25 protein-coding genes and 3 tRNA genes are annotated in these 18,290 nt (G+C 34.6%); 18 read left to right on the forward strand and 10 right to left on the reverse strand.

Going from position 1 to position 18,290, the window contains the following annotated elements; all coding sequences use genetic code 11:
• Positions 1 to 124 precede the first annotated feature (124 nt).
• Together AAC069_RS12815 and AAC069_RS12820 are read left to right on the forward strand one after the other, a co-directional pair.
• Positions 125 to 1,591: a serine hydrolase gene (locus AAC069_RS12815; protein WP_339920857.1), complete on the forward strand. Its 1,467-nt coding sequence runs from the start codon at positions 125 to 127 to the stop codon at positions 1,589 to 1,591.
• Positions 1,592 to 1,760: 169 nt separating this feature from the next.
• Positions 1,761 to 2,093 carry a hypothetical protein gene (locus AAC069_RS12820; protein WP_339920858.1) on the forward strand — a complete coding sequence of 111 codons (333 nt, stop codon included), beginning with the start codon at positions 1,761 to 1,763 and terminating at the stop codon, positions 2,091 to 2,093.
• Positions 2,094 to 2,231: 138 nt separating this feature from the next.
• Here AAC069_RS12820 and AAC069_RS12825 read toward each other — a convergent pair whose 3' ends face one another.
• Both AAC069_RS12825 and AAC069_RS12830 read right to left on the reverse strand, forming a co-directional pair.
• The gene (locus tag AAC069_RS12825; protein WP_339920859.1) at positions 2,232 to 2,696 is read right to left on the reverse strand and encodes a hypothetical protein; all 465 of its coding nucleotides are present in this window, start codon (positions 2,694 to 2,696) and stop codon (positions 2,232 to 2,234) included.
• 108 nt (positions 2,697 to 2,804) lie between these two features.
• Positions 2,805 to 3,644, reverse strand: coding sequence for an alpha/beta hydrolase (locus AAC069_RS12830; protein ID WP_339920860.1), 840 nt, complete (start codon positions 3,642 to 3,644; stop codon positions 2,805 to 2,807).
• 298 nt (positions 3,645 to 3,942) lie between these two features.
• On the opposite strand from AAC069_RS12830, the gene AAC069_RS12835 reads away from it, so the two are divergent.
• From AAC069_RS12835 to AAC069_RS12875, 9 genes are all read left to right on the forward strand, one after another.
• On the forward strand, positions 3,943 to 4,497 hold the full coding sequence (locus AAC069_RS12835; RefSeq protein ID WP_339920861.1) for an alpha/beta hydrolase: 555 nt from the start codon (positions 3,943 to 3,945) through the stop codon (positions 4,495 to 4,497).
• A gap of 113 nt (positions 4,498 to 4,610) precedes the next feature.
• Positions 4,611 to 5,000: a hypothetical protein gene (locus AAC069_RS12840; RefSeq protein WP_339920862.1), complete on the forward strand. Its 390-nt coding sequence runs from the start codon at positions 4,611 to 4,613 to the stop codon at positions 4,998 to 5,000.
• A gap of 144 nt (positions 5,001 to 5,144) precedes the next feature.
• Positions 5,145 to 5,888, forward strand: a complete 744-nt coding sequence (locus AAC069_RS12845; protein WP_339920863.1) for a hypothetical protein — start codon at positions 5,145 to 5,147, stop codon at positions 5,886 to 5,888.
• 55 nt (positions 5,889 to 5,943) lie between these two features.
• Positions 5,944 to 6,288 carry a DUF1622 domain-containing protein gene (locus tag AAC069_RS12850; RefSeq protein WP_339920864.1) on the forward strand — a complete coding sequence of 115 codons (345 nt, stop codon included), beginning with the start codon at positions 5,944 to 5,946 and terminating at the stop codon, positions 6,286 to 6,288.
• Between the two features lie 35 nt (positions 6,289 to 6,323).
• The gene (locus tag AAC069_RS12855) at positions 6,324 to 6,740 is read left to right on the forward strand and encodes a DUF1003 domain-containing protein (RefSeq protein WP_091092668.1); all 417 of its coding nucleotides are present in this window, start codon (positions 6,324 to 6,326) and stop codon (positions 6,738 to 6,740) included.
• Between the two features lie 378 nt (positions 6,741 to 7,118).
• Positions 7,119 to 7,685, forward strand: coding sequence for a ferritin-like domain-containing protein (locus AAC069_RS12860; RefSeq protein WP_339920865.1), 567 nt, complete (start codon positions 7,119 to 7,121; stop codon positions 7,683 to 7,685).
• Positions 7,686 to 7,927: 242 nt separating this feature from the next.
• A complete protein-coding gene (locus AAC069_RS12865) occupies positions 7,928 to 8,215 on the forward strand; it encodes a rhodanese-like domain-containing protein (RefSeq protein WP_339920866.1) in 288 nt (95 codons plus the stop codon).
• Position 8,216: 1 nt separating this feature from the next.
• Complete coding sequence (locus AAC069_RS12870) at positions 8,217 to 8,528, forward strand: rhodanese-like domain-containing protein (protein WP_339920867.1); 312 nt, start codon at positions 8,217 to 8,219, stop codon at positions 8,526 to 8,528.
• Positions 8,528 to 8,776: a hypothetical protein gene (locus AAC069_RS12875; protein WP_339920868.1), complete on the forward strand. Its 249-nt coding sequence runs from the start codon at positions 8,528 to 8,530 to the stop codon at positions 8,774 to 8,776. The genes AAC069_RS12870 and AAC069_RS12875 overlap by 1 nt, the downstream gene beginning before the upstream one ends.
• A 367-nt stretch (positions 8,777 to 9,143) precedes the next feature.
• On the opposite strand, the gene AAC069_RS12880 is transcribed toward AAC069_RS12875, so the two are convergent.
• Complete coding sequence (locus AAC069_RS12880; protein ID WP_339920869.1) at positions 9,144 to 9,659, reverse strand: hypothetical protein; 516 nt, start codon at positions 9,657 to 9,659, stop codon at positions 9,144 to 9,146.
• Positions 9,660 to 9,749: 90 nt separating this feature from the next.
• A complete protein-coding gene (locus AAC069_RS12885) occupies positions 9,750 to 10,331 on the reverse strand; it encodes a Crp/Fnr family transcriptional regulator (protein ID WP_339920870.1) in 582 nt (193 codons plus the stop codon).
• 208 nt (positions 10,332 to 10,539) lie between these two features.
• On the opposite strand from AAC069_RS12885, the gene AAC069_RS12890 reads away from it, so the two are divergent.
• A complete protein-coding gene (locus AAC069_RS12890; RefSeq protein WP_339920872.1) occupies positions 10,540 to 11,388 on the forward strand; it encodes a transketolase in 849 nt (282 codons plus the stop codon).
• 35 nt (positions 11,389 to 11,423) lie between these two features.
• Entirely contained in the window at positions 11,424 to 12,377 is a 954-nt protein-coding gene (locus AAC069_RS12895; protein WP_091092645.1) for a transketolase C-terminal domain-containing protein, read from the forward strand.
• A 71-nt stretch (positions 12,378 to 12,448) separates the two neighbouring features.
• On the opposite strand, the gene AAC069_RS12900 is transcribed toward AAC069_RS12895, so the two are convergent.
• Positions 12,449 to 13,429, reverse strand: a complete 981-nt coding sequence (locus tag AAC069_RS12900) for an FKBP-type peptidylprolyl isomerase (protein ID WP_339920874.1) — start codon at positions 13,427 to 13,429, stop codon at positions 12,449 to 12,451.
• A 78-nt stretch (positions 13,430 to 13,507) separates the two neighbouring features.
• Between AAC069_RS12900 and AAC069_RS12905 the strand changes: the two genes are divergently transcribed.
• Together AAC069_RS12905 and AAC069_RS12910 are read left to right on the forward strand one after the other, a co-directional pair.
• Positions 13,508 to 13,900 carry a S4 domain-containing protein gene (locus AAC069_RS12905; protein WP_339920875.1) on the forward strand — a complete coding sequence of 131 codons (393 nt, stop codon included), beginning with the start codon at positions 13,508 to 13,510 and terminating at the stop codon, positions 13,898 to 13,900.
• A 45-nt stretch (positions 13,901 to 13,945) separates the two neighbouring features.
• A complete protein-coding gene (locus AAC069_RS12910; protein ID WP_339920876.1) occupies positions 13,946 to 14,446 on the forward strand; it encodes a phosphoribosyltransferase family protein in 501 nt (166 codons plus the stop codon).
• On the opposite strand, the gene AAC069_RS12915 is transcribed toward AAC069_RS12910, so the two are convergent.
• Positions 14,438 to 14,956, reverse strand: a complete 519-nt coding sequence (locus tag AAC069_RS12915; RefSeq protein ID WP_339920877.1) for a shikimate kinase — start codon at positions 14,954 to 14,956, stop codon at positions 14,438 to 14,440. The genes AAC069_RS12910 and AAC069_RS12915 overlap by 9 nt on opposite strands.
• A gap of 128 nt (positions 14,957 to 15,084) precedes the next feature.
• Between AAC069_RS12915 and AAC069_RS12920 the strand changes: the two genes are divergently transcribed.
• The 3 genes from AAC069_RS12920 to AAC069_RS12930 all read left to right on the forward strand — a co-directional run bounded on the left by AAC069_RS12920 (position 15,085) and on the right by AAC069_RS12930 (position 15,391).
• A tRNA-Lys gene (locus AAC069_RS12920) sits at positions 15,085 to 15,157 on the forward strand.
• A gap of 37 nt (positions 15,158 to 15,194) precedes the next feature.
• Positions 15,195 to 15,267 (forward strand) — tRNA-Lys (locus AAC069_RS12925).
• Between the two features lie 41 nt (positions 15,268 to 15,308).
• Positions 15,309 to 15,391 (forward strand) — tRNA-Leu (locus AAC069_RS12930).
• A gap of 816 nt (positions 15,392 to 16,207) precedes the next feature.
• Here the strand turns inward: AAC069_RS12930 and AAC069_RS12935 are convergent.
• The 4 genes from AAC069_RS12935 to AAC069_RS12950 are packed head-to-tail and all read right to left on the reverse strand — an operon-like array spanning position 16,208 to position 18,242.
• A complete protein-coding gene (locus AAC069_RS12935; protein WP_339920878.1) occupies positions 16,208 to 16,744 on the reverse strand; it encodes a DUF4252 domain-containing protein in 537 nt (178 codons plus the stop codon).
• Between the two features lies 1 nt (position 16,745).
• Entirely contained in the window at positions 16,746 to 17,276 is a 531-nt protein-coding gene (locus AAC069_RS12940) for a DUF4252 domain-containing protein (RefSeq protein ID WP_339920879.1), read from the reverse strand.
• A gap of 14 nt (positions 17,277 to 17,290) precedes the next feature.
• On the reverse strand, positions 17,291 to 17,746 hold the full coding sequence (locus AAC069_RS12945; protein ID WP_339920880.1) for a hypothetical protein: 456 nt from the start codon (positions 17,744 to 17,746) through the stop codon (positions 17,291 to 17,293).
• Entirely contained in the window at positions 17,733 to 18,242 is a 510-nt protein-coding gene (locus tag AAC069_RS12950) for an RNA polymerase sigma factor (RefSeq protein ID WP_339920881.1), read from the reverse strand. The genes AAC069_RS12945 and AAC069_RS12950 overlap by 14 nt, the downstream gene beginning before the upstream one ends.
• Between the last annotated feature and the right edge of the window lie 48 nt (positions 18,243 to 18,290).

Genomic DNA, 18,290 nt, shown 5'->3' on the forward strand with positions numbered 1-18,290 from the left:
GTAAAGACATCAAATAACAGCGGTCAAAGTCGCTCTCGTTTTGCACTATTTAGATCAAACGATAGGCGTTAATACAGCTTATAAATCTTTCATGATAAACAATCAATCACTTAAACAATCAAATATGAAACAAGTTTCCAATGCTTCCTTAACAAAGACAATCGTTATTGGGTTATTATTGCAATTAGTCCCTATAAACAGCACAACTGCTCAAACCAAAGCAGAAAAAATTGATCAATTGATGAATACCTATTCACAATACGAACAATTTAACGGTTCTGTTCTGGTAGCGGAGCATGGAAAAATCATCTATGAGAAAGGTTTTGGAATGGCAAATATGGAATGGAATCTACCTAATGAAGTGAACACTAAATTCAGATTAGGTTCGATTACCAAACAGTTTACTGCCGTACTAACACTTAAACTAGTCGAGCAAGGGAAGATAAAGTTAGACGTACCTATCACAACCTATTTACCTGATTATCCAAAATCAAATGGAGACAAAATAACAATTCACCAATTACTTACGCACACAGCAGGAATTTCAAACTACACTTCTTTCCCTAACTTCACGAAAGATCTTAGTAGAAATCCTTCGACTCCAGAAGCCTTCGTAAAAACATTTGCTGACTTGCCACTTGACTTTACTCCAGGTGAAAAATTTAGCTACAGTAATTCGGGATATTTTCTATTGGGTTATATTATCGAAAAAGTCTCGGGTAAATCATACGAAGACTATTTACAAGAAAACATTCTTACACCACTAAAAATGATTAATTCTGGATATGATCATAGTGATATTATACTAAAAAACAGAGCATCCGGTTATGATAAAAAAGGCCGCAATTATAGCAACACATCGTATATTGACATGGGCATTCCTTATGCCGCCGGTTCTTTGTATTCAACGGTAGACGATTTATATCTTTGGGACCAGGCACTTTATACTAATCAGTTGCTTTCTCCTAAATCAATGGATTTACTGTTTACTGGCTACATGCCTGCTAGAAACGAAAGCTATGGATATGGTTGGTTTATCGGTGAAGTTTCTAATGGAACCAACGATAAATTGAAAGTTACGTCACACGGCGGAGGAATAAATGGATTCAATACTATTATCTCAAGGATTCCAGCTGATAAAAACTTAGTAGTTATATTAAACAATACAGGAGGCACGGTATTAAACGAGATGACTACCAGTATTCAAAATATACTTTATGACAAACCATATGACCTTCCAAAAAAGTCACTGGCAGCTTCCTTGCTTGAGGACATTAGTGACGATGGATTAGTTATTGGACTGGAAAAATTCAAAGAAAACAAAAAAGCAAATAACTATGCCTTGAGTGAAGACGAAATGAACAACATAGGCTATCAGTTCTTACAATCTGAAAAAGTAGAAGAAGCAGTTGCAGTTTTTAAACTAAATGCAGAAGCGTTTCCTAAATCAGGGAATGCGTATGATAGTTTGGGCGAAGCTTATTTGAAAAATGGAAATAAAAAACTGGCTATCTTCAATTATAAAAAGTCTGTTGAATTAGATCCAACGAATGAAAACGGGAAGAAAGTTTTGGCAGAAATTACAAAGTAGAGTTAAAAGTCAGTTGGTAAATAAATAGAAATTACTTTGTCTTGGCAACAGTAAAAAAGACCTCCTCTTTGATGATGTATAAAAAAAACTTAAATTTAGCTTCAATACTATTTTGCAAAAACGGTATTGTACAAGAGCTTCTATATTGAAATGCAAATAACAATTCCCTATGAGCAAACTCACTATTATTAAATTAGTACATACAGTAATTTGGGTACTCTTCAACGTGGTTCTTTTTTACTTGTTCTATGCTGTATTTACAAATAAAATTGACAAATGGGTTTGGATAGGTATTGGAATTATTTTGTTGGAAGGACTTGTTCTCGCTATTTTTAAAACAATGTGTCCCATAACGGTCATTGCCAGAAAATATTCAGACTCCACTAAAGATAACTTTGATATTTTTTTACCTAATTGGTTGGCGAAGTACAATAAACTGATCTATACCAGCTTTTTTATTTTTATTCTTATAGTCCTCGCATACCGACTTTTATCTAATTAATCAACACATAACTTAGCGTTTTTATTATTCAAAATAACTCAGGGCACCTTAATAAACAATCAAAAAAAGACCGCTTTTAAAGTAATTTAAAAGCGGTCTTATATATTGAATTGATTGCTATTCCATGTAAATTCTATATTAAAAAATCCCCAATCGTACCTTTGGTGTACTCACTCCTATTTGTGTATTCACTGTAGTTCTGGAAGATCTATTCTCATAACGTGGTTCCCTATATTCATAATAATAGTATCCTGCATGCTGATACCAATACTCACTGTGATGACAATGGCTATCACAATGGTCGTGGTGCGCTGCATAACCTTCTTTTTTACCTTGAAGATAAGCGCGATGAGCTCTTCTGTCGTTTTTCTTTAATTCCTTTTCGTACTGTTTTTGTTCCTCCCAAAAAGTACGTTCCTCTGTTTTGCTTTTTGCTTCAAACTTTTGTTCGTATTGCGCATCTTCTAAACCTCTTTGTTGGTAATAGGATACACTATGTTTTGTCTCTACTTTGGTATCATGATTAACTCTGGTTTCTTGTGCATTCACATTGGGCACAAAAGAAAAAATCATTAGTATTAATGTGGCTTTAATTGTTTTCATAATTTTAAAATTAGTGTTAGTACAATAGTAAATCATTGGTAACTTCAATAGTAAGACAACTATAAACCAGTTTACCCTACCTTACTATTCACTAATTTTAAAAAACATTTATTTCAAGTTACTTTTCATAAAATCAATCACCTCATCAAAACGGTCGCTCCAAGGATAAAAGTACTGAGTAACCATAGGAACATGCTTTTTGTTTATTGGTATTGCTTTCACTTCTGGCTGAAACGGATGCAAGGCGTCAATAAAGCGCTTGTTAGTTGTTTTTATGGAAGCATAGGTTTTATCGCCAACATAAATTAAAAAAGGAGGCGTGTTTTTATCTAAAAAATAAATGGGTGAGGCATCTTGCCATCTAGCTGGTGAGTTAGTCCAAGTTGTTATATAATTGTATTCGGTAGTAGGTGGGTTTTCCTCTAAATAATATTTCATATCTAATCCAGCGGCATCATTCAATATAATTCCGGAAATACTCTTAGAATCAATTCCGTACTTCGGATTCATAACTGCTAATGCCCCTAAATGCCCTCCAGCCGAATGTCCGGTTACAAAGACTGCATTTGGGTTACCCTTGTATTTACTAATACTGTCTTTCGTCCATTGAATCACGGCAGCAATTTGCTTGGCCATGCCGTCATAATCCGTATTTGGACTCAAAGTATAATCTGGAATAATAGTAACTACTCCTTTGCGTGCAAAGTTTCGACCTAACAAATCATAAGTTCCTTTTCGTCCACTATTCCAGTAGCCTCCATGTACAAAGATCAACACAGGAAGCTGTTTTGCTTTTGAATTTCTGGGAACAAAAATATTCATCTTTGGCACCTCTATTGTGTTTTCTTTCGAAGACACTAAATAAGAAGCATCTGTAATTTTTTTTGAGGCACAACTCCCTAACAAAAGACTATTAAGGAGAACTAGTATCGCAATTTTATAACGCATGGTTTTTTTACAAATATATAAATTAAAGAAAAAGCAGCCGCAATTATTACAAAAGGCTATTCTCTCATTTTCCTGCTAATGAAATTAAAAAATATGATAACGGAAAGAAATGGAATTCATTAGCTTTGTAACGGTATACGATAGTTTGAAATAGATGATAGATTCGTAGTTGCGTGTGCTACTACTAATCGTAAAGTGAATACGAATAAGACATCAAAAGCGCGAAAGCAACCCAATTTGTAGAGACCAGAAAGTTATTGTCTTTGAATTTAGAATTGCTCTTAAAATAAAAAAAAACATGAAGCACACTATATTAATTGTTCCCGGATTAGGAGACTCAGGAGAGACGCATTGGCAAAACTATTGGTTACAGCATTTTGAAACTTCTCAAAAAGTAGTTCAGAAGGATTGGGACAATCCTCTTTTAAAAGATTGGTTGGAAAGCTTAAACTCTTCAATCGAATCTGCAGAAGGAGAAATCATCATTGTTGCTCATAGCCTTGCCTGCTCATTAATCAGTCATTGGTCAAAAGAAAACAAAATCCACAAAATAGTAGGAGCTTTGCTTGTTGCACCAGCAGATGTAGACTCTCCTGCGCATACCCCCGAGCAAACCAGAAACTTCTCTCCCATTCCCCTATTAAAGTTAGATTTTCCCACAGTAGTAATTACAAGTTCCAATGACCCTTATATTTCAGTAGAAAGAGCTGAGTTTCTGGCGGAAAAATGGGGAAGTACTTTTATAAATATTGGCGAGAAAGGCCATCTGAATTCCGAGTCAAAATTAGAATACTGGCCCGAAGGACAAGAAATTTTGCAATCGTTACTGAAACTTATAGAAAGGAATCAATAGTTTTATCCATCTGATCTAAACTCTTGTCCGTTCTACCAAAATAAAATAGCAATGAATTGCGTTATAAATCAACCAAAACACGACCTCTTTTCCTTCTTTCGAAAATTAAAATAATGAAAAAATTAGCGTGCCTACTCTTAATTCTATTTTCAATAAGCAGTTGTTCCACAGATACGAGCGACTCCGAGAATAAAGCCATCATTGGAAAATGGAATTGGGTGGAATCTTCTGGTGGAATTGCTGGAATTACGACAACACCACAATCAACCGGTAAATCAATTCAACTAGATATCTCAAACACGACAGTAAAAAGATATATGGATGGGGTTTTAGTCTATGAATCATCTTATTCTATTCAAACCGGAAATTCTATTTTTGGAGGAGAAAAAAAATTAATTGTCTATGAAAATGATTCAAAACAGTCGTTCGTAAGAACTGATAGTCAATTAATCCTTAACGATGAATGTTACGACTGTTACCTCAATAAATACATAAAAGAATAATACTATCATCTATACTTATTAGAAATCAATAAAATGACTCCGTCATAATGTACAGCACTGTACAAACAAACGAAGTTTACTATATATTTACCTGTCAATTAGATTCATTTTGTCGCTGCTTTCAAGTATAACATTTTTTACGATATGGAACGAATAAATAAAGTAGCTCAAATCACATTACTGTTTTGGTTAATGAAAATTATTGCGACAACCTTAGGGGAAACTTTGGGTGATTATATCGCTCAAACCCTTAACCTAGGCTATACAATCGCTTTAGTTGTCACACTAATTTTCTTTGTTATAGTTTTATCCATACAGTTATTCACTAAAAAATACATTCCTATTTTCTATTGGTTGGTTATTATCGCGACAACAACGCTGGGAACAGAAATATCTGATTTTATTGATCGAAGCTTACACTTAGGCTATACTATAGGCAGCCTAATCTTATTTTGCTGCTTAGCATTGACATTACTACTATGGCAAAAAAAATTCAAAAATCTAAATGTCTACCCTATTATTGACAGAGATAAGGAAATCTATTATTGGTTGGCTATCCTTTTTTCAAATAGTTTAGGAACGGCTTTTGGCGATTATTTAAGTGATGTAGTTGGATTGAGTTATTTAAATGGAGCCCTTGTGACAGCAGGTGTTATTCTAATTGTTGTAGCCTTACATTATACCACAAAAATAAACCACATTCTGCTATTTTGGGTTGCTTTCATTTTTACAAGACCATTTGGCGCCACCTTCGGAGACTTTTTGACAAAACCAGTTGCAAAAGGAGGATTAGACTTAGGGACGTTAGCGGCCTCCATAGTTTCACTACTGTTAATGACAATTCTAATAATCATAGCGCATAGAAAAAGAAGCACAGTAAATCCATAAACTGACTATATATTATTCAAACTCTTTTAATAGCGGACTTTAATCACTAAGCAAAATGGAAACCATCAAAATATTTATAAACTACATCGCCGCATTTATTGAAATCATAGGGTGTATTACTATTTTTACAGGCGTAGTTTATTCCCTCGTAAAGTCACTTGTACTATTTTATAAAAGAAAACCAGAACCCTTTATTGAATTGAGGCAAACGCTGGGAAAATCAATACTTTTAGGACTTGAAATATTAATCGCTGCTGATATAATTGCTACAGTAGTTGCAGAGCCAACGTTAGAATCAGTATCGATTTTAGGCTTAATTGTATTCATCAGAACAATAATGAGTTTATCATTGCAGGTCGAACTCGAAGGTAAATTTCCATGGCAAAAAAATAAAATTTAAATCTATCTAATAACCCTTTATCAAATACACGAACTATGTTAGCAAAAAAAAATTGGCACCAAAAACATTTTGACACCTTAGGATTTGGCAGCCGTTTGGCCGATGCCGTAGCTAAAAGTATGGGGTCGTGGAAATTCATAATTGTACAAACAGTTTTAGTCGTTCTTTGGATGACCTTAAACCTAATCGCCTTTATGAAACATTGGGATGTCTATCCTTTTATTTTACTTAATCTACTGTTCTCAACTCAAGCGGCTTATGCAGCTCCGATTATCATGATGTCTCAAAACAGACAAAACGAAAGAGACCGTGCTCAAGCACAAGCAGACTATCAGACTAATCTTGATGCAAAACTAGAAATAGAAGCGCTGACATCAAAACTGAATAGTATTGAAGTCGACAAATTAGACAAAATAATCAGACTGCTAGAACAAATGGAAAAACAGCCCTAATTAAAGAATCAAATCATGCATCTAAATTTTAATATTTCATGATTTTTACTTCGAAAAAAAATCAACAATAAGCTCATTTAACCCGAAACAAGTAGGGCATAAATGGGCTTATATTTTTTATGCAGACATTAAAGTCCAAGACTTCTTTAAATTACCTAAGCTATATATCTCTCTTTTTACTTTGGTAACAACCGAAAATTAAAGCTACAACCCAATACTAAAAAGCACATGTCGTTATTATAAAGAAATACCCTATTATTATTAGTTAAAAAATGCCTATTTTATTGATTTTAAGTTAATTAACAGTTTTTATTGTCTTATTTTTTTTAATTTTAATAGAAACAAAAAGCAAAATATTAATATTTAAATTCAATTATCATGGCAACTCCAACAGGAAAAATAGTAGAAACTACAACAGCAAAAACAAATTCGGCTCATGGATTAAGAGATTTATTTGAAGTGGGATTGAAGGATATTTATTATGCAGAAAAAATATTGAGCAAAACACTACCTAAAATGGCAAAAAATGCTTCAACTCCAGAATTAACTACTACTCTAAATAAACACTTAACGGAAACTAATGAACACATTTCCAGATTGGAAAAAATATTTGAGGTTACCGGTATCAAACCTGCAGCAAAAAAATGCGAAGCAATAACAGGTATTCTAAAAGAGAGTGACGAAATGATCAATAAAACAGATCAAGGTATTGTTCGTGATGCTAGTATAATTGCCTCTGAACAAAAAATAAAACATTATGAAATTGCAACTTATGGTACTTTACATGCTTTTGCAAAAACAATGGGAGAAAACAAAGCAGCTGATCTATTAGCTATGACCCTTGACGAGCATAAAAAAGCCGACGTTGGCTTAACTGAGTTGGCAATAGCTTCGATTAACAACAAAGCTTTTAAAGCCGATGCTATCTCAAACCCACGCATGTAATTCTTGATCCAAAAATAAATTATTTAAGAAGCCTGTTCCGTACAGGCTTTTTTTATGTGACTTCTATTTAGGAAATAAGCATTTTAAATGTTGAACGTTAAATATTTGCTTGTGTAACAAAAGTTACTGACAAAGTTTTTCCTTTGTGCTACTTTTGTCTTATCAAATTAGAGTACACAATAGATACGATTGAATAACAGTGCTCCTTTTGAGACTAATTCTAACTTTATAAATTAAACAAAATGAGCATAGAAAAAATAATCAAAGAAAACGAAGGAACCATTGTAGATGTCCGTTCGCACGGCGAATTTATGGGAGGTAATGTAGTAGGTTCCATTAATATTCCGCTAAATGAAATACCAGAAAGAGTAGAAGAATTAAAAAAACTGAAAGCCCCTTTAGTACTCTGTTGCGCCTCTGGAAACAGAAGCGGACAAGCACAACACTTCCTTTCTCAACTTGGAGTAGAGTGTTATAACGGAGGATCTTGGTTAGACGTAAATTATTATAAATCACAAGCAACAAAATAAAATGATAAACACATTAAAAAAACTATTTGGCATCGGACCAAAAGTAGACTACGCCGATTTAGTAAAACAAGGAGCTGTAATTCTAGATGTTCGTAGTCCGGGTGAATACAAACAAGGACATATAAAAGGTTCGATAAATGCTCCATTAAATGATCTTTCGAGACATATTCCAAAATTAAAAAAAGACGCTACTATTATTACTTGTTGTGCATCAGGAATGCGAAGTGCTTCTGCAAAAAGCATCTTGAAATCGAGTGGTTTTGCACAAGTTCATAACGGCGGAGGCTGGAGTAGCTTACAAAACAAAATATAATGAATGTACAAAATTTATTAAATGATTGGCATTTCATGCGTTTTGTACGTCTTGCTCTTGGAATTTATATCGGTATACAAGCGTTTCAAACTCAAAGTATTCTTTCAGGGCTTTTAGCCGGTTTTCTATTATACCAAGTCGTAACAAATTCTGGCTGCGGTGGGGCGAATGGTTGTGCAGTACCGCTGAAGAAAAAGAATAACGACACCCTGGAAGATGTTGAATATGAAGAAATAACAACAAAGTAAGTTAGAATTACATCATATAAAAAGCCCCAAATTGGGGCTTTTTATTTTATTAAGGTTTAAAAATTAGTACAAACAAATACTCGTATTGCATCATTAGTATTTGACTATAAAAACAATAAACCTTACAACAAATTAAATATTCAGATAAAAATTAGGCATCCATCTTTAGAAAATCATTCCCTCGGCAGTAAACAAACATCGGTACAATCAGCATAATATAAAGCCGTTTCAGCTGTCGCTAATCATCTTCATTAGCTTCCTAGATTTTTCTAATAGGTTGCAGCTCCATTAACATAAGGACTAACAACTCATAGAACTCTGTTCAAACGAACTCAATAAAATGGTATTACCCTATTGTCCTAATTTGTTAATTTAGTTGGGATAAGTAGGTCGTAAAACCACATCCTTCGAAAATACCAGAAACGATATCCAAAGCTTTTGAGTTATGGCCTTCCAACAGAAATTCTTTCTCTAAATTTTCATCTGTAGAGATATTGATGATTTCTACTATTTTAGAATGAGGAAAAATAAGATCAAAACTTAGTTGGTTGTTTATCGACGACGTAAACTCATCTTCATTTTCCATAATAATGATGATTTTTGCGGTGGCGACTTCTTTTATTTTTTCAACAACGGCTGCATCATTGATACAAAATCCAGAAAGAATAATAATATCTGCTTCCCAACTGGCATTTACAGCACAATCCATTTTCTCAATATAGCCATGTCGATTTTGCGCCAAAAGACTTTCATGAATATCTGAAAGTGCTTTTGGATTTTTATCGAATAATAAAAGTTGATACTGTTCAGATAATTCTTTGAGTATTGTGAAATTTCTTTTCTCAGCAGCACCAATAACGGCAATCGTTCTTACATTTTGCATTTCCCTTGTTTTTACTATTGCAAAACTACAGTAAGAAACAGCTTATTTCCATTGAGTTAGAACAAGAAATACCATTGATCTAAATCAATTTTATTTTCGAAGAGTAATTTGTTTTCGCACCCGGCTTAGTGTTTCCGGGCTAAGACCAAGGTAGGAAGCAATCATATGCTGGGGTACACGCGCAACGATATCAGGGTAAGAGATAGTGAGTTTGGTGTATTTTTCTTCAGCCGTGGCCGTTAGGGCGGAGTTGACTCTTTTCTGCAAAGCAATATAGGCATTTTGTAACAAAAGCCTTTGGTAGCGTTCAAAAACCGGCAGCGCATCCATTAATTCCTCCCTTGCAGTCGCTGTTAACAACAACAGTTCCGAATCTTCAATAGCTTCAATTGTAAAGGTGGAATGCTCTCCCATTAAAAAGCTTGATAAATCAGTAATCCACCAGCCTTCAAAAGCAAACTGCATAATGTGTTCATGTCCTTTTTCATCGGTTGTATAGGAACGTAAAATCCCTTTTTCAATAAAAGCATTATACGTGCAAACATCGCCTTCTAACAGCAAAGTCTGCTTCTTTCGTATTTTTTTTGGAATAAAAAAAGTCTTACACACCTCAAAATCGGCAGCGGTTAGCGTTACTTTATCTCCAATACTTTTTGCTAATTGTTCATACATGTCCGCAAGATAATAATTACTGAATCAATTAAAAAAACCAATTGTAAAAAGGATCAACCTTTAATAAGGAAATCCTTAAATAAATACTGCTTCAGCCTTTATTTCTTGTCAATTATGCTACAAATAGCCCTAATAACAAAATCAAAAATCATTTGTCTTACGGCAAAATAAAAATTACCTTTGGCGCAGTTTAACTTTTACACACAAAATGAAGCCTAACACACAACAATTAAAGGATTTAACTATCCAAGTCAGAAGAGATATCCTTCGAATGGTACATGCAGTCAACTCAGGTCATCCAGGTGGATCACTTGGTTGTACAGAATTTATGGTAACATTATACCAAAACCTAATGGACCGCAAAGAAGGTTTTGATATGGACGGAATTGGAGAAGATCTTTTCTTCCTTTCTAACGGACATATCTCACCAGTTTTCTACAGCGTTTTGGCAAGAAGCGGTTATTTTCCAGTTTCGGAATTAGCTACTTTCCGTCTAATCAATTCAAGACTACAAGGACACCCAACTACACACGACGGTTTACCAGGAGTTAGAATCGCGTCTGGTTCTCTTGGACAAGGTATGTCTGTAGGTATTGGAGCTGCTCAAGCTAAAAAACTGAACAATGACAATCATTTAGTTTACACCCTTCATGGTGATGGTGAATTGCAAGAAGGTCAAAACTGGGAAGCAATCATGTATGCATCTGCAAAAAAAGTAGATAACCTTATTGCTACAATCGATTTAAACGGAAAGCAAATTGATGGAACAACTGACGAAGTTTTAGCAATGGGAAGTATCCGCGCTAAATTTGAAGCTTTTGACTGGGATGTTCTTGATATCAAAGAAGGTAACAGCATCGAAGCGATTATCGCAGGAATGACAGAAGCAAAATCTAGAACAGGAAAAGGAAAACCAGTTTGTGTGCTATTGCATACTGAGATGGGTAATGGAGTTGACTTTATGATGCATACTCATGCATGGCATGGTAAAGCACCTAATGATGCACAACTAGAAACTGCATTTGCTCAAAATCCAGAAACCTTAGGTGATTACTAATAAGTAAAAAGATACTGAAATAAATTCAGCATAAAATGAAAAAATATACAAATACAGGAAGTAAAGATACTCGTTCAGGTTTTGGAGCGGGAATGACTGAATTAGGTCAAAAGAACGAAAACGTAGTTGCACTTTGTGCTGATTTAATTGGGTCGTTAAAATTTGACGATTTCAAGAAAAATCACCCAGAGCGTTTTTTCCAAATTGGAATTGCTGAAGCAAACATGATTGGAATTGCAGCTGGATTAACTATTGGTGGAAAAATTCCATTCACAGGAACTTTTGCTAACTTTTCTACAGGAAGAGTATATGACCAAATTCGTCAATCAGTAGCTTACTCCGAGAAAAACGTAAAAATCTGTGCTTCACACGCAGGTTTAACTTTAGGTGAAGATGGTGCAACACACCAAATTCTTGAAGACATAGGATTAATGAAAATGTTACCAGGAATGACTGTAATCAATACTTGCGATTACAATCAAACTAAAGCGGCTACATTAGCACTTGCTGATCATCACGGACCAGCTTACTTGCGTTTTGGACGTCCAGTAGTGCCTAACTTCATGCCAGCTGACGAACCATTTGTAATAGGAAAAGCAATCCTACTTAGCGAAGGAGCTGACGTAACAATCGTAGCTACTGGACATTTAGTTTGGGAAGCGCTAATTGCTGCTGAAGCACTAGAAGCAAAAGGAATTTCTGCAGAAGTAATCAATATACATACTATCAAACCATTGGACGAAGAAGCAATTCTGAAATCTTTGGCTAAAACAAAATGTATCGTTACTGCCGAAGAGCACAATATCCTTGGTGGTCTTGGCGAAAGCATATCAAGAGTATTAGCATTGAACAATCCTGCTCCACAAGAGTTTGTTGCGGTTAATGACAGCTTTGGAGAATCAGGAACACCTGAACAATTAATGGAAAAATACAAGTTAAACAATCAAGCAATTGTTGAAGCTGTAGAAAGAGTTATTAAAAGAAAATAATTCACATACATATCCAAAAAAAAATCCCATTCACTTAGAATGGGATTTTTTTGTTTTCAGTCTATTAGTAATTAATGACAGGTTTTATCTAAATGCTTTTTAATTCGTGCCGTATTAGTTGTATTACCATCACAACTTGGAATACTTGCAAAAGGATAAACAACACCATTATTTGTAATTTCTATTCTTGTACCGTAACCATCTGCATCATCATCGACATCAAAAAAGTTAGGAATCCCATCGCCATCAGTATCATCAGGATTCACAACACCAGTGGCTAAAATTTTCATATAACCATCTCCATTTAAATCCTCTAAGTATGATGGTATCCCATCACCATCCTGATCCAATCGCTGTAGCTCATATAGTTTAAAGCTAAAAACTAAAGGTGCATAAGGTGGAATAGCAGCACTTCCAGAGGCAAAATATCCTAATCCTGAAGGAATAAACATAATCCCTGCCCCAAAATCGTTATACGATACCGTTCCATCTGCTTTTGTAGTGTAAGTTCCTGTTTTGAACTGTGGGAAAATCTCGCTCCAACCAGCAATAACGCTATACAAACTTAACATTTGTTGAGGGTACTTCACTTCTTCAAACTGCGTAGCCGTTAATGTAGTAACACTTGATGCCAATGTTTGCTCTAAATAATCACCTTTATAAGATGCTAAAACGGCATCTACATTACAAGGCGCAGTACCAGTTCCTTCTCTTAGTACTAAATAATATAATTTATAAGTAATATCATGCAAAGATACATCTCTACTTAGCAATTTAGGAAAAGTTGTTTTGCCTTTATAAGACATTATGGAAGGTTGAGTTCCTCCAACAGGAATCTTAGTAAATACCACATCCTGATCATCAGAAGAACCAGGCTTATCTGAAACCGTTATATAATAGGTATTCAAATATTCTTCAATATCAGTAATATCAGTAGCATATTGTACTGCGTAGTCTCTAGGAGGAGTAATTTCAGTAGTATCATTCTTCGAACATGAAAATAAAGAGAGGGTTGTAATTGATAAAATAAAATAATACTTAAATTTGTTCATTATAGCTGATTTTTAAGTGCGCAAGATACAATATTGATTGATTTTTGTAAACAATTTAACTCTGATTTTAGAATTTTTATGAGAATAGATAAATATTTATGGTGTGTCCGATATTACAAGACTAGAAATATGGTAACAGAAGCATGTAAAAAAAATCATGTTACCGTAAATGGACTTGTAGCGAAACCATCAAAGGAGGTTTTTCCTACTGATAAAATCACGTTCAGAAAAGACCAGATTACACAAATTATTACCGTTTTAGACATTCCAGAAAGCCGTTTAGGTGCAAAACTGGTTGATATGTATCGAAGAAACGACACTCCAGCAGAATCATATCAACATCTGGAACTGTTAAAATTATCAAAGGAGCACTATCGAAAAAATGGTACCGGAAGACCTACCAAGAAAGATAGAAGGGATATTGATGAGTTCGGAAATGAAATAAAAACAGACGAAGAGGAAGAAGACTAGTTTTAACGCTACTACTCTTCAAAAACTAAACTTTAAACTAAAAGAATGAGCAAAAATATCATTTTAACGAATCAAGAAATTGAACATAAAATAAAAAGAATAGCCTACCAGATCTATGAGACCTTTGTCGATGAAGATGAAGTTGTTCTTGCTGGGATAGCAAGTAATGGGTTCGTTTTTGCAGAAAAAATTGCCAAAGAATTACAAAACATTGCGACCTTAAAAGTTTCGCTATGCGAAGTTAAAATCAACAAGGTCAATCCAGAATTACCTATACACACTTCTTTAACAAAAGAAGAATACGCAAACAAGGGTCTAATCCTTGTCGATGATGTCCTAAGCTCGGGCACGACCTTAATCTACGCCATAAGACACTTTTTAGACGTTCCCTTGAAAAAATTCAAAACAGCAGTTCTAGTAGACCGAAATCATAAGAAGTATCCAGTAAAAGCTGATTTCAAAGGAATCTCTTTATCCACGTCTCTACTAGAGCACGTTCAGGTTGTTTTTGATGAAAACGGAAACAGTTATGCCTATTTAAGCTAAAACCGCAAGAATATCCAAAACTGTCTCATCAACAGTTTTCTCATCAACACTAACTATATGTTGTGCTTGATTGTAATAATAGCTTCTTTCAAAAAGATGCATCGCAATAAACTCCTTCATCTCCTCTTCATTTTTATTGGCGATAAGGGGTCTTTTGCTTTTATTGATTACCAATCTATTAAATAAAGTCTCAATAGAAGCTTTTAGATATACAGACAGTACATTCTCACCATTTAACAATTCGTGGTTATTAGCATAGCATGGAGTACCTCCGCCAAGACCAATAATCAAATCCCCAGGAGCACTTAATAATTCGACGAAAGCTTCATGCTCCATCTTTCTAAATTTGATTTCTCCATGTTGTTCAAAAATAGCTTTTACAGATAATCCAGCTTTTTCTTCGATATATACATCTAAATCGACGAACGGCACCCTAATGATTTTGGCTAGTGTTTTAGCAATAGTAGACTTCCCGCATCCCATATAACCTAATAATATAATTTTTCTCATAGAATAAAACCTTCTAAACTAAGGCGTTAAGATTTATTGTTAAAAAAAGACAAATTTAAACTAAAATTCTTTGGAAAACATCAAATAAAGTCCTTATATTTGCACCCGCATTCAAGCAAAGAAATTATGACTCGATAGCTCAGTTGGTAGAGCACATCACTTTTAATGATGGGGTCCTGGGTTCGAGCCCCAGTCGGGTCACAAATAGTGATCAACACATAATTTACTTGAATGCATTGACTCGATAGCTCAGTTGGTAGAGCACATCACTTTTAATGATGGGGTCCTGGGTTCGAGCCCCAGTCGGGTCACAAAGGTCGAGTAATTTATTACTTGACCTTTTTTATTTTTAGGCCACGTGGAGAAACGGTAGACTTGCCAGCTTGAGGGGCTGGTGCTCGCAAGGGCGTGTGGGTTCAAATCCCACCGTGGTCACGAATAAAAAGAAATGCTTTTAAAATAATCAAGCTTGCTTGAAATTATTTTAAAAGCATTTCTTTTTTCAAAGCGGAGCTTTGTTGGGAAAGACGAAGTCAACCCCAACGTATAGTAAAATTATAAAAAATAGTAAAGTTCCTTTTGAATATTTAACTTTCACATTTTGTTTTCAAAGCGGAGCTTTGTTGGGAAAGACGAAGTCAATCCCGCCCTGGTCAAGAATAAACCCATAAAATATAGCGAAGCATACTTAAGCTTAAATTTTTCAAACGCTATTTCTAAAACTATCCTCCAAGCTTCATTAAAAAAAACATAATTAGTAAAAATGATATTGAAAAACCAATTGCTATAATTACAAAAGTACCTATATACAAAAACAATCTCTCGTTTTTATGTTCCCTTCTTAGCAGCTCCAAATTAGCTACTCTGTATTTCTTGTCAATCATCATCTTATTCTTTATTTTAAGCCCGTAAACAGTATAGTAACGACCGTTTCTTCAGTAAAGTAAAGGAACACCTATTACGCCTCTTTCACAATACCAACTTTTAGTGATTTTTTAAATTAACCTCACTAATTCACAATTAAAAAAAATCTGTTACGAATCGACTTTGAACTTCCAAATAAGAAATTCTACGGTTTATAAAACCCTAGAGCTACTTTTCCCCAAAACCAACCCGCAACATTCAAATAAAAATCATCAATAACAGAAAAAGATACTAAACACACACTTTTACTATCTACCCCAAAATAGCATCCATAAAAAAAGCGTCCCGACAAACTGCCGGGACGCTCATAATTAAAAGTATTTAATTTTATTTTTTAAACATTTCTTGTAAAGGCTTCAATTGTGCCATATCGATATTAGATTTTTTCAAAACAGACATCAACGTCAGAATATTATTAGGATTCATATCGTCACCCAACACCCGCACGACGGCAAATCCGGCATCTTTACTATTCGCAAACAGTACAAACTCATCTATGTGCTCATCCGAACCTACATAACTCACTGAAGCCCCTGCCGAACCAGAACCATACTTCATCAATTGTTGGTACTTTTTCTCCTTTAGAATCAAGTTAATCTTCGCACGCTCGGTTTCGAATTGTGCTTTGTTGGTTTCATTAAGCTTAAACGCTAAAACATTCATTTTGTCAAATGATTCCAAAGCTCCATTTTCCTCTGCAGATAGTTTCGCTTTGTCTAAATTCAAGATGCTCGGCGAAACATCTAATACAATGAAGTCTTTATTTTCCGTATTTTCCACAAAGTACTTCTGCAGCGTAGGTTCTGTGTTACAACCAACAACTAACAGACTTAGAAAAATCGCAAAGCTATAAATCGTTTTCATCTTATTTTTTTCCTTTGGTTGCTCTTTTCAAATCGTCTCCACCAGGGATTCTCATCTTATCAGTAAGAATCGAAATTTCATTCAAATCAAAGTTACCTGTTAATGACATTAAAACAGTTTCATCAGATTTGCTTCCTCCTTCGATAAACATCAAAAGTTCTTTTATCTGAGAATCTGTCGCACCAGATTTTACCAATATTTTTATGTTTTTACCGCTATCATTGACACGCATCAATTCTTCTAAACCAGCAGTTCTTATATACTTCTCAGCAGCTGATCTCATGTCATTAGTCGCTCTGGTACTGCTAGTAGTAAAGACTTTTAAATTGTCCAACTTTTTTATCAAATTCATATATTGCTGCGTTTCTTTATCAGAAGCATCAACTTTAACCTTACTCATCAACTCAAACATTTTTTTATTTACGATAATGGACGTAACATCATCTTGTCCGTCAAATTTATCAAAAGCAGCTTGCGCAAAAAATGGGCTTGTAATTAATGCAAATACTAATGTGATTATACCTTTTTTCATTTTTTTTATATTTATTATTGTTTAAAAATTAATTTTTTTGAATCCTCGTATTGCTCCAAACATATAACACCTTCTATGCCAACATTCACATGGCTTGACAACATTGCCAATGCTTTTTGTGTTTCTTTCATCGCTACCTCCGGATTGTCATACGTCCCCAGATCCTGACTGACAATTTCCTTGTCAAAATACACATAGGTACCGGCAACCAGCATAACAACAATTGAAGCGGCAATCGAGAGCCATACTTTTGTTCTTTTCCTATCCTTAACTATCGTCGGTAACTGAGTTTCTTGTTTCAACTCCAGTGTAGCAGCCTTTGAAAAATACCCAAAAATTGGGGTGTACTGTTCCAAATGAGGCGCAACATCTGCAGAGGTAAAGTATATTTGCAGCTCTTTCTCATCATGTATACTAGTTTGACCTTCAAAGTATTTTTCTAGTAAAATTTCTATTTTATTCAATTCCATAACTGTGGATTTTTGACATATTTTCTCTAATTGTTTTTCTTGCCCTTGAAAGTGCCACCCGGATCGCCGTTTCATTCATTTCTAATATTTTTGCAATTTCTTCAAACTCGTATTGCTCAATGTCCCGCATCTGAATTATCAACTTTTGCTGCTCAGGCAATTGATTAATTATTTTTTCAACCCAATTTAAACTGTCTCCGTCTTCCAGTATTTTATCTAATCTTGCTGATTTATCAGTGAAATTATCATGACTGATCTTCACGTTTCCGGCTCTTCTTGACTTCAACTGATCTAAGCAATAATTTTTAGTCATCGTCATCGCAAAAGCTTCTACGTTATTAATAGCAACCAAACTTTCGTTTTTGCTCCATAATTTAACCAAAATCTCTTGAGTAGCGTCTTCAGCTTCCTCTGTACTTATGAGCAACCTTTTTGCTAATCGAAAGACTTTGTCTTTGAATAAAGCTGTAATCTGCAAAAACTCTATTTGGTTCATAAATCAATACATTATTGGTCCAGCTTATAGTATCAAGACGAGACAGTT

This window comes from uncultured Flavobacterium sp., assembly GCF_963974175.1.
Taxonomy (GTDB): Bacteria; Bacteroidota; Bacteroidia; order Flavobacteriales; family Flavobacteriaceae; genus Flavobacterium.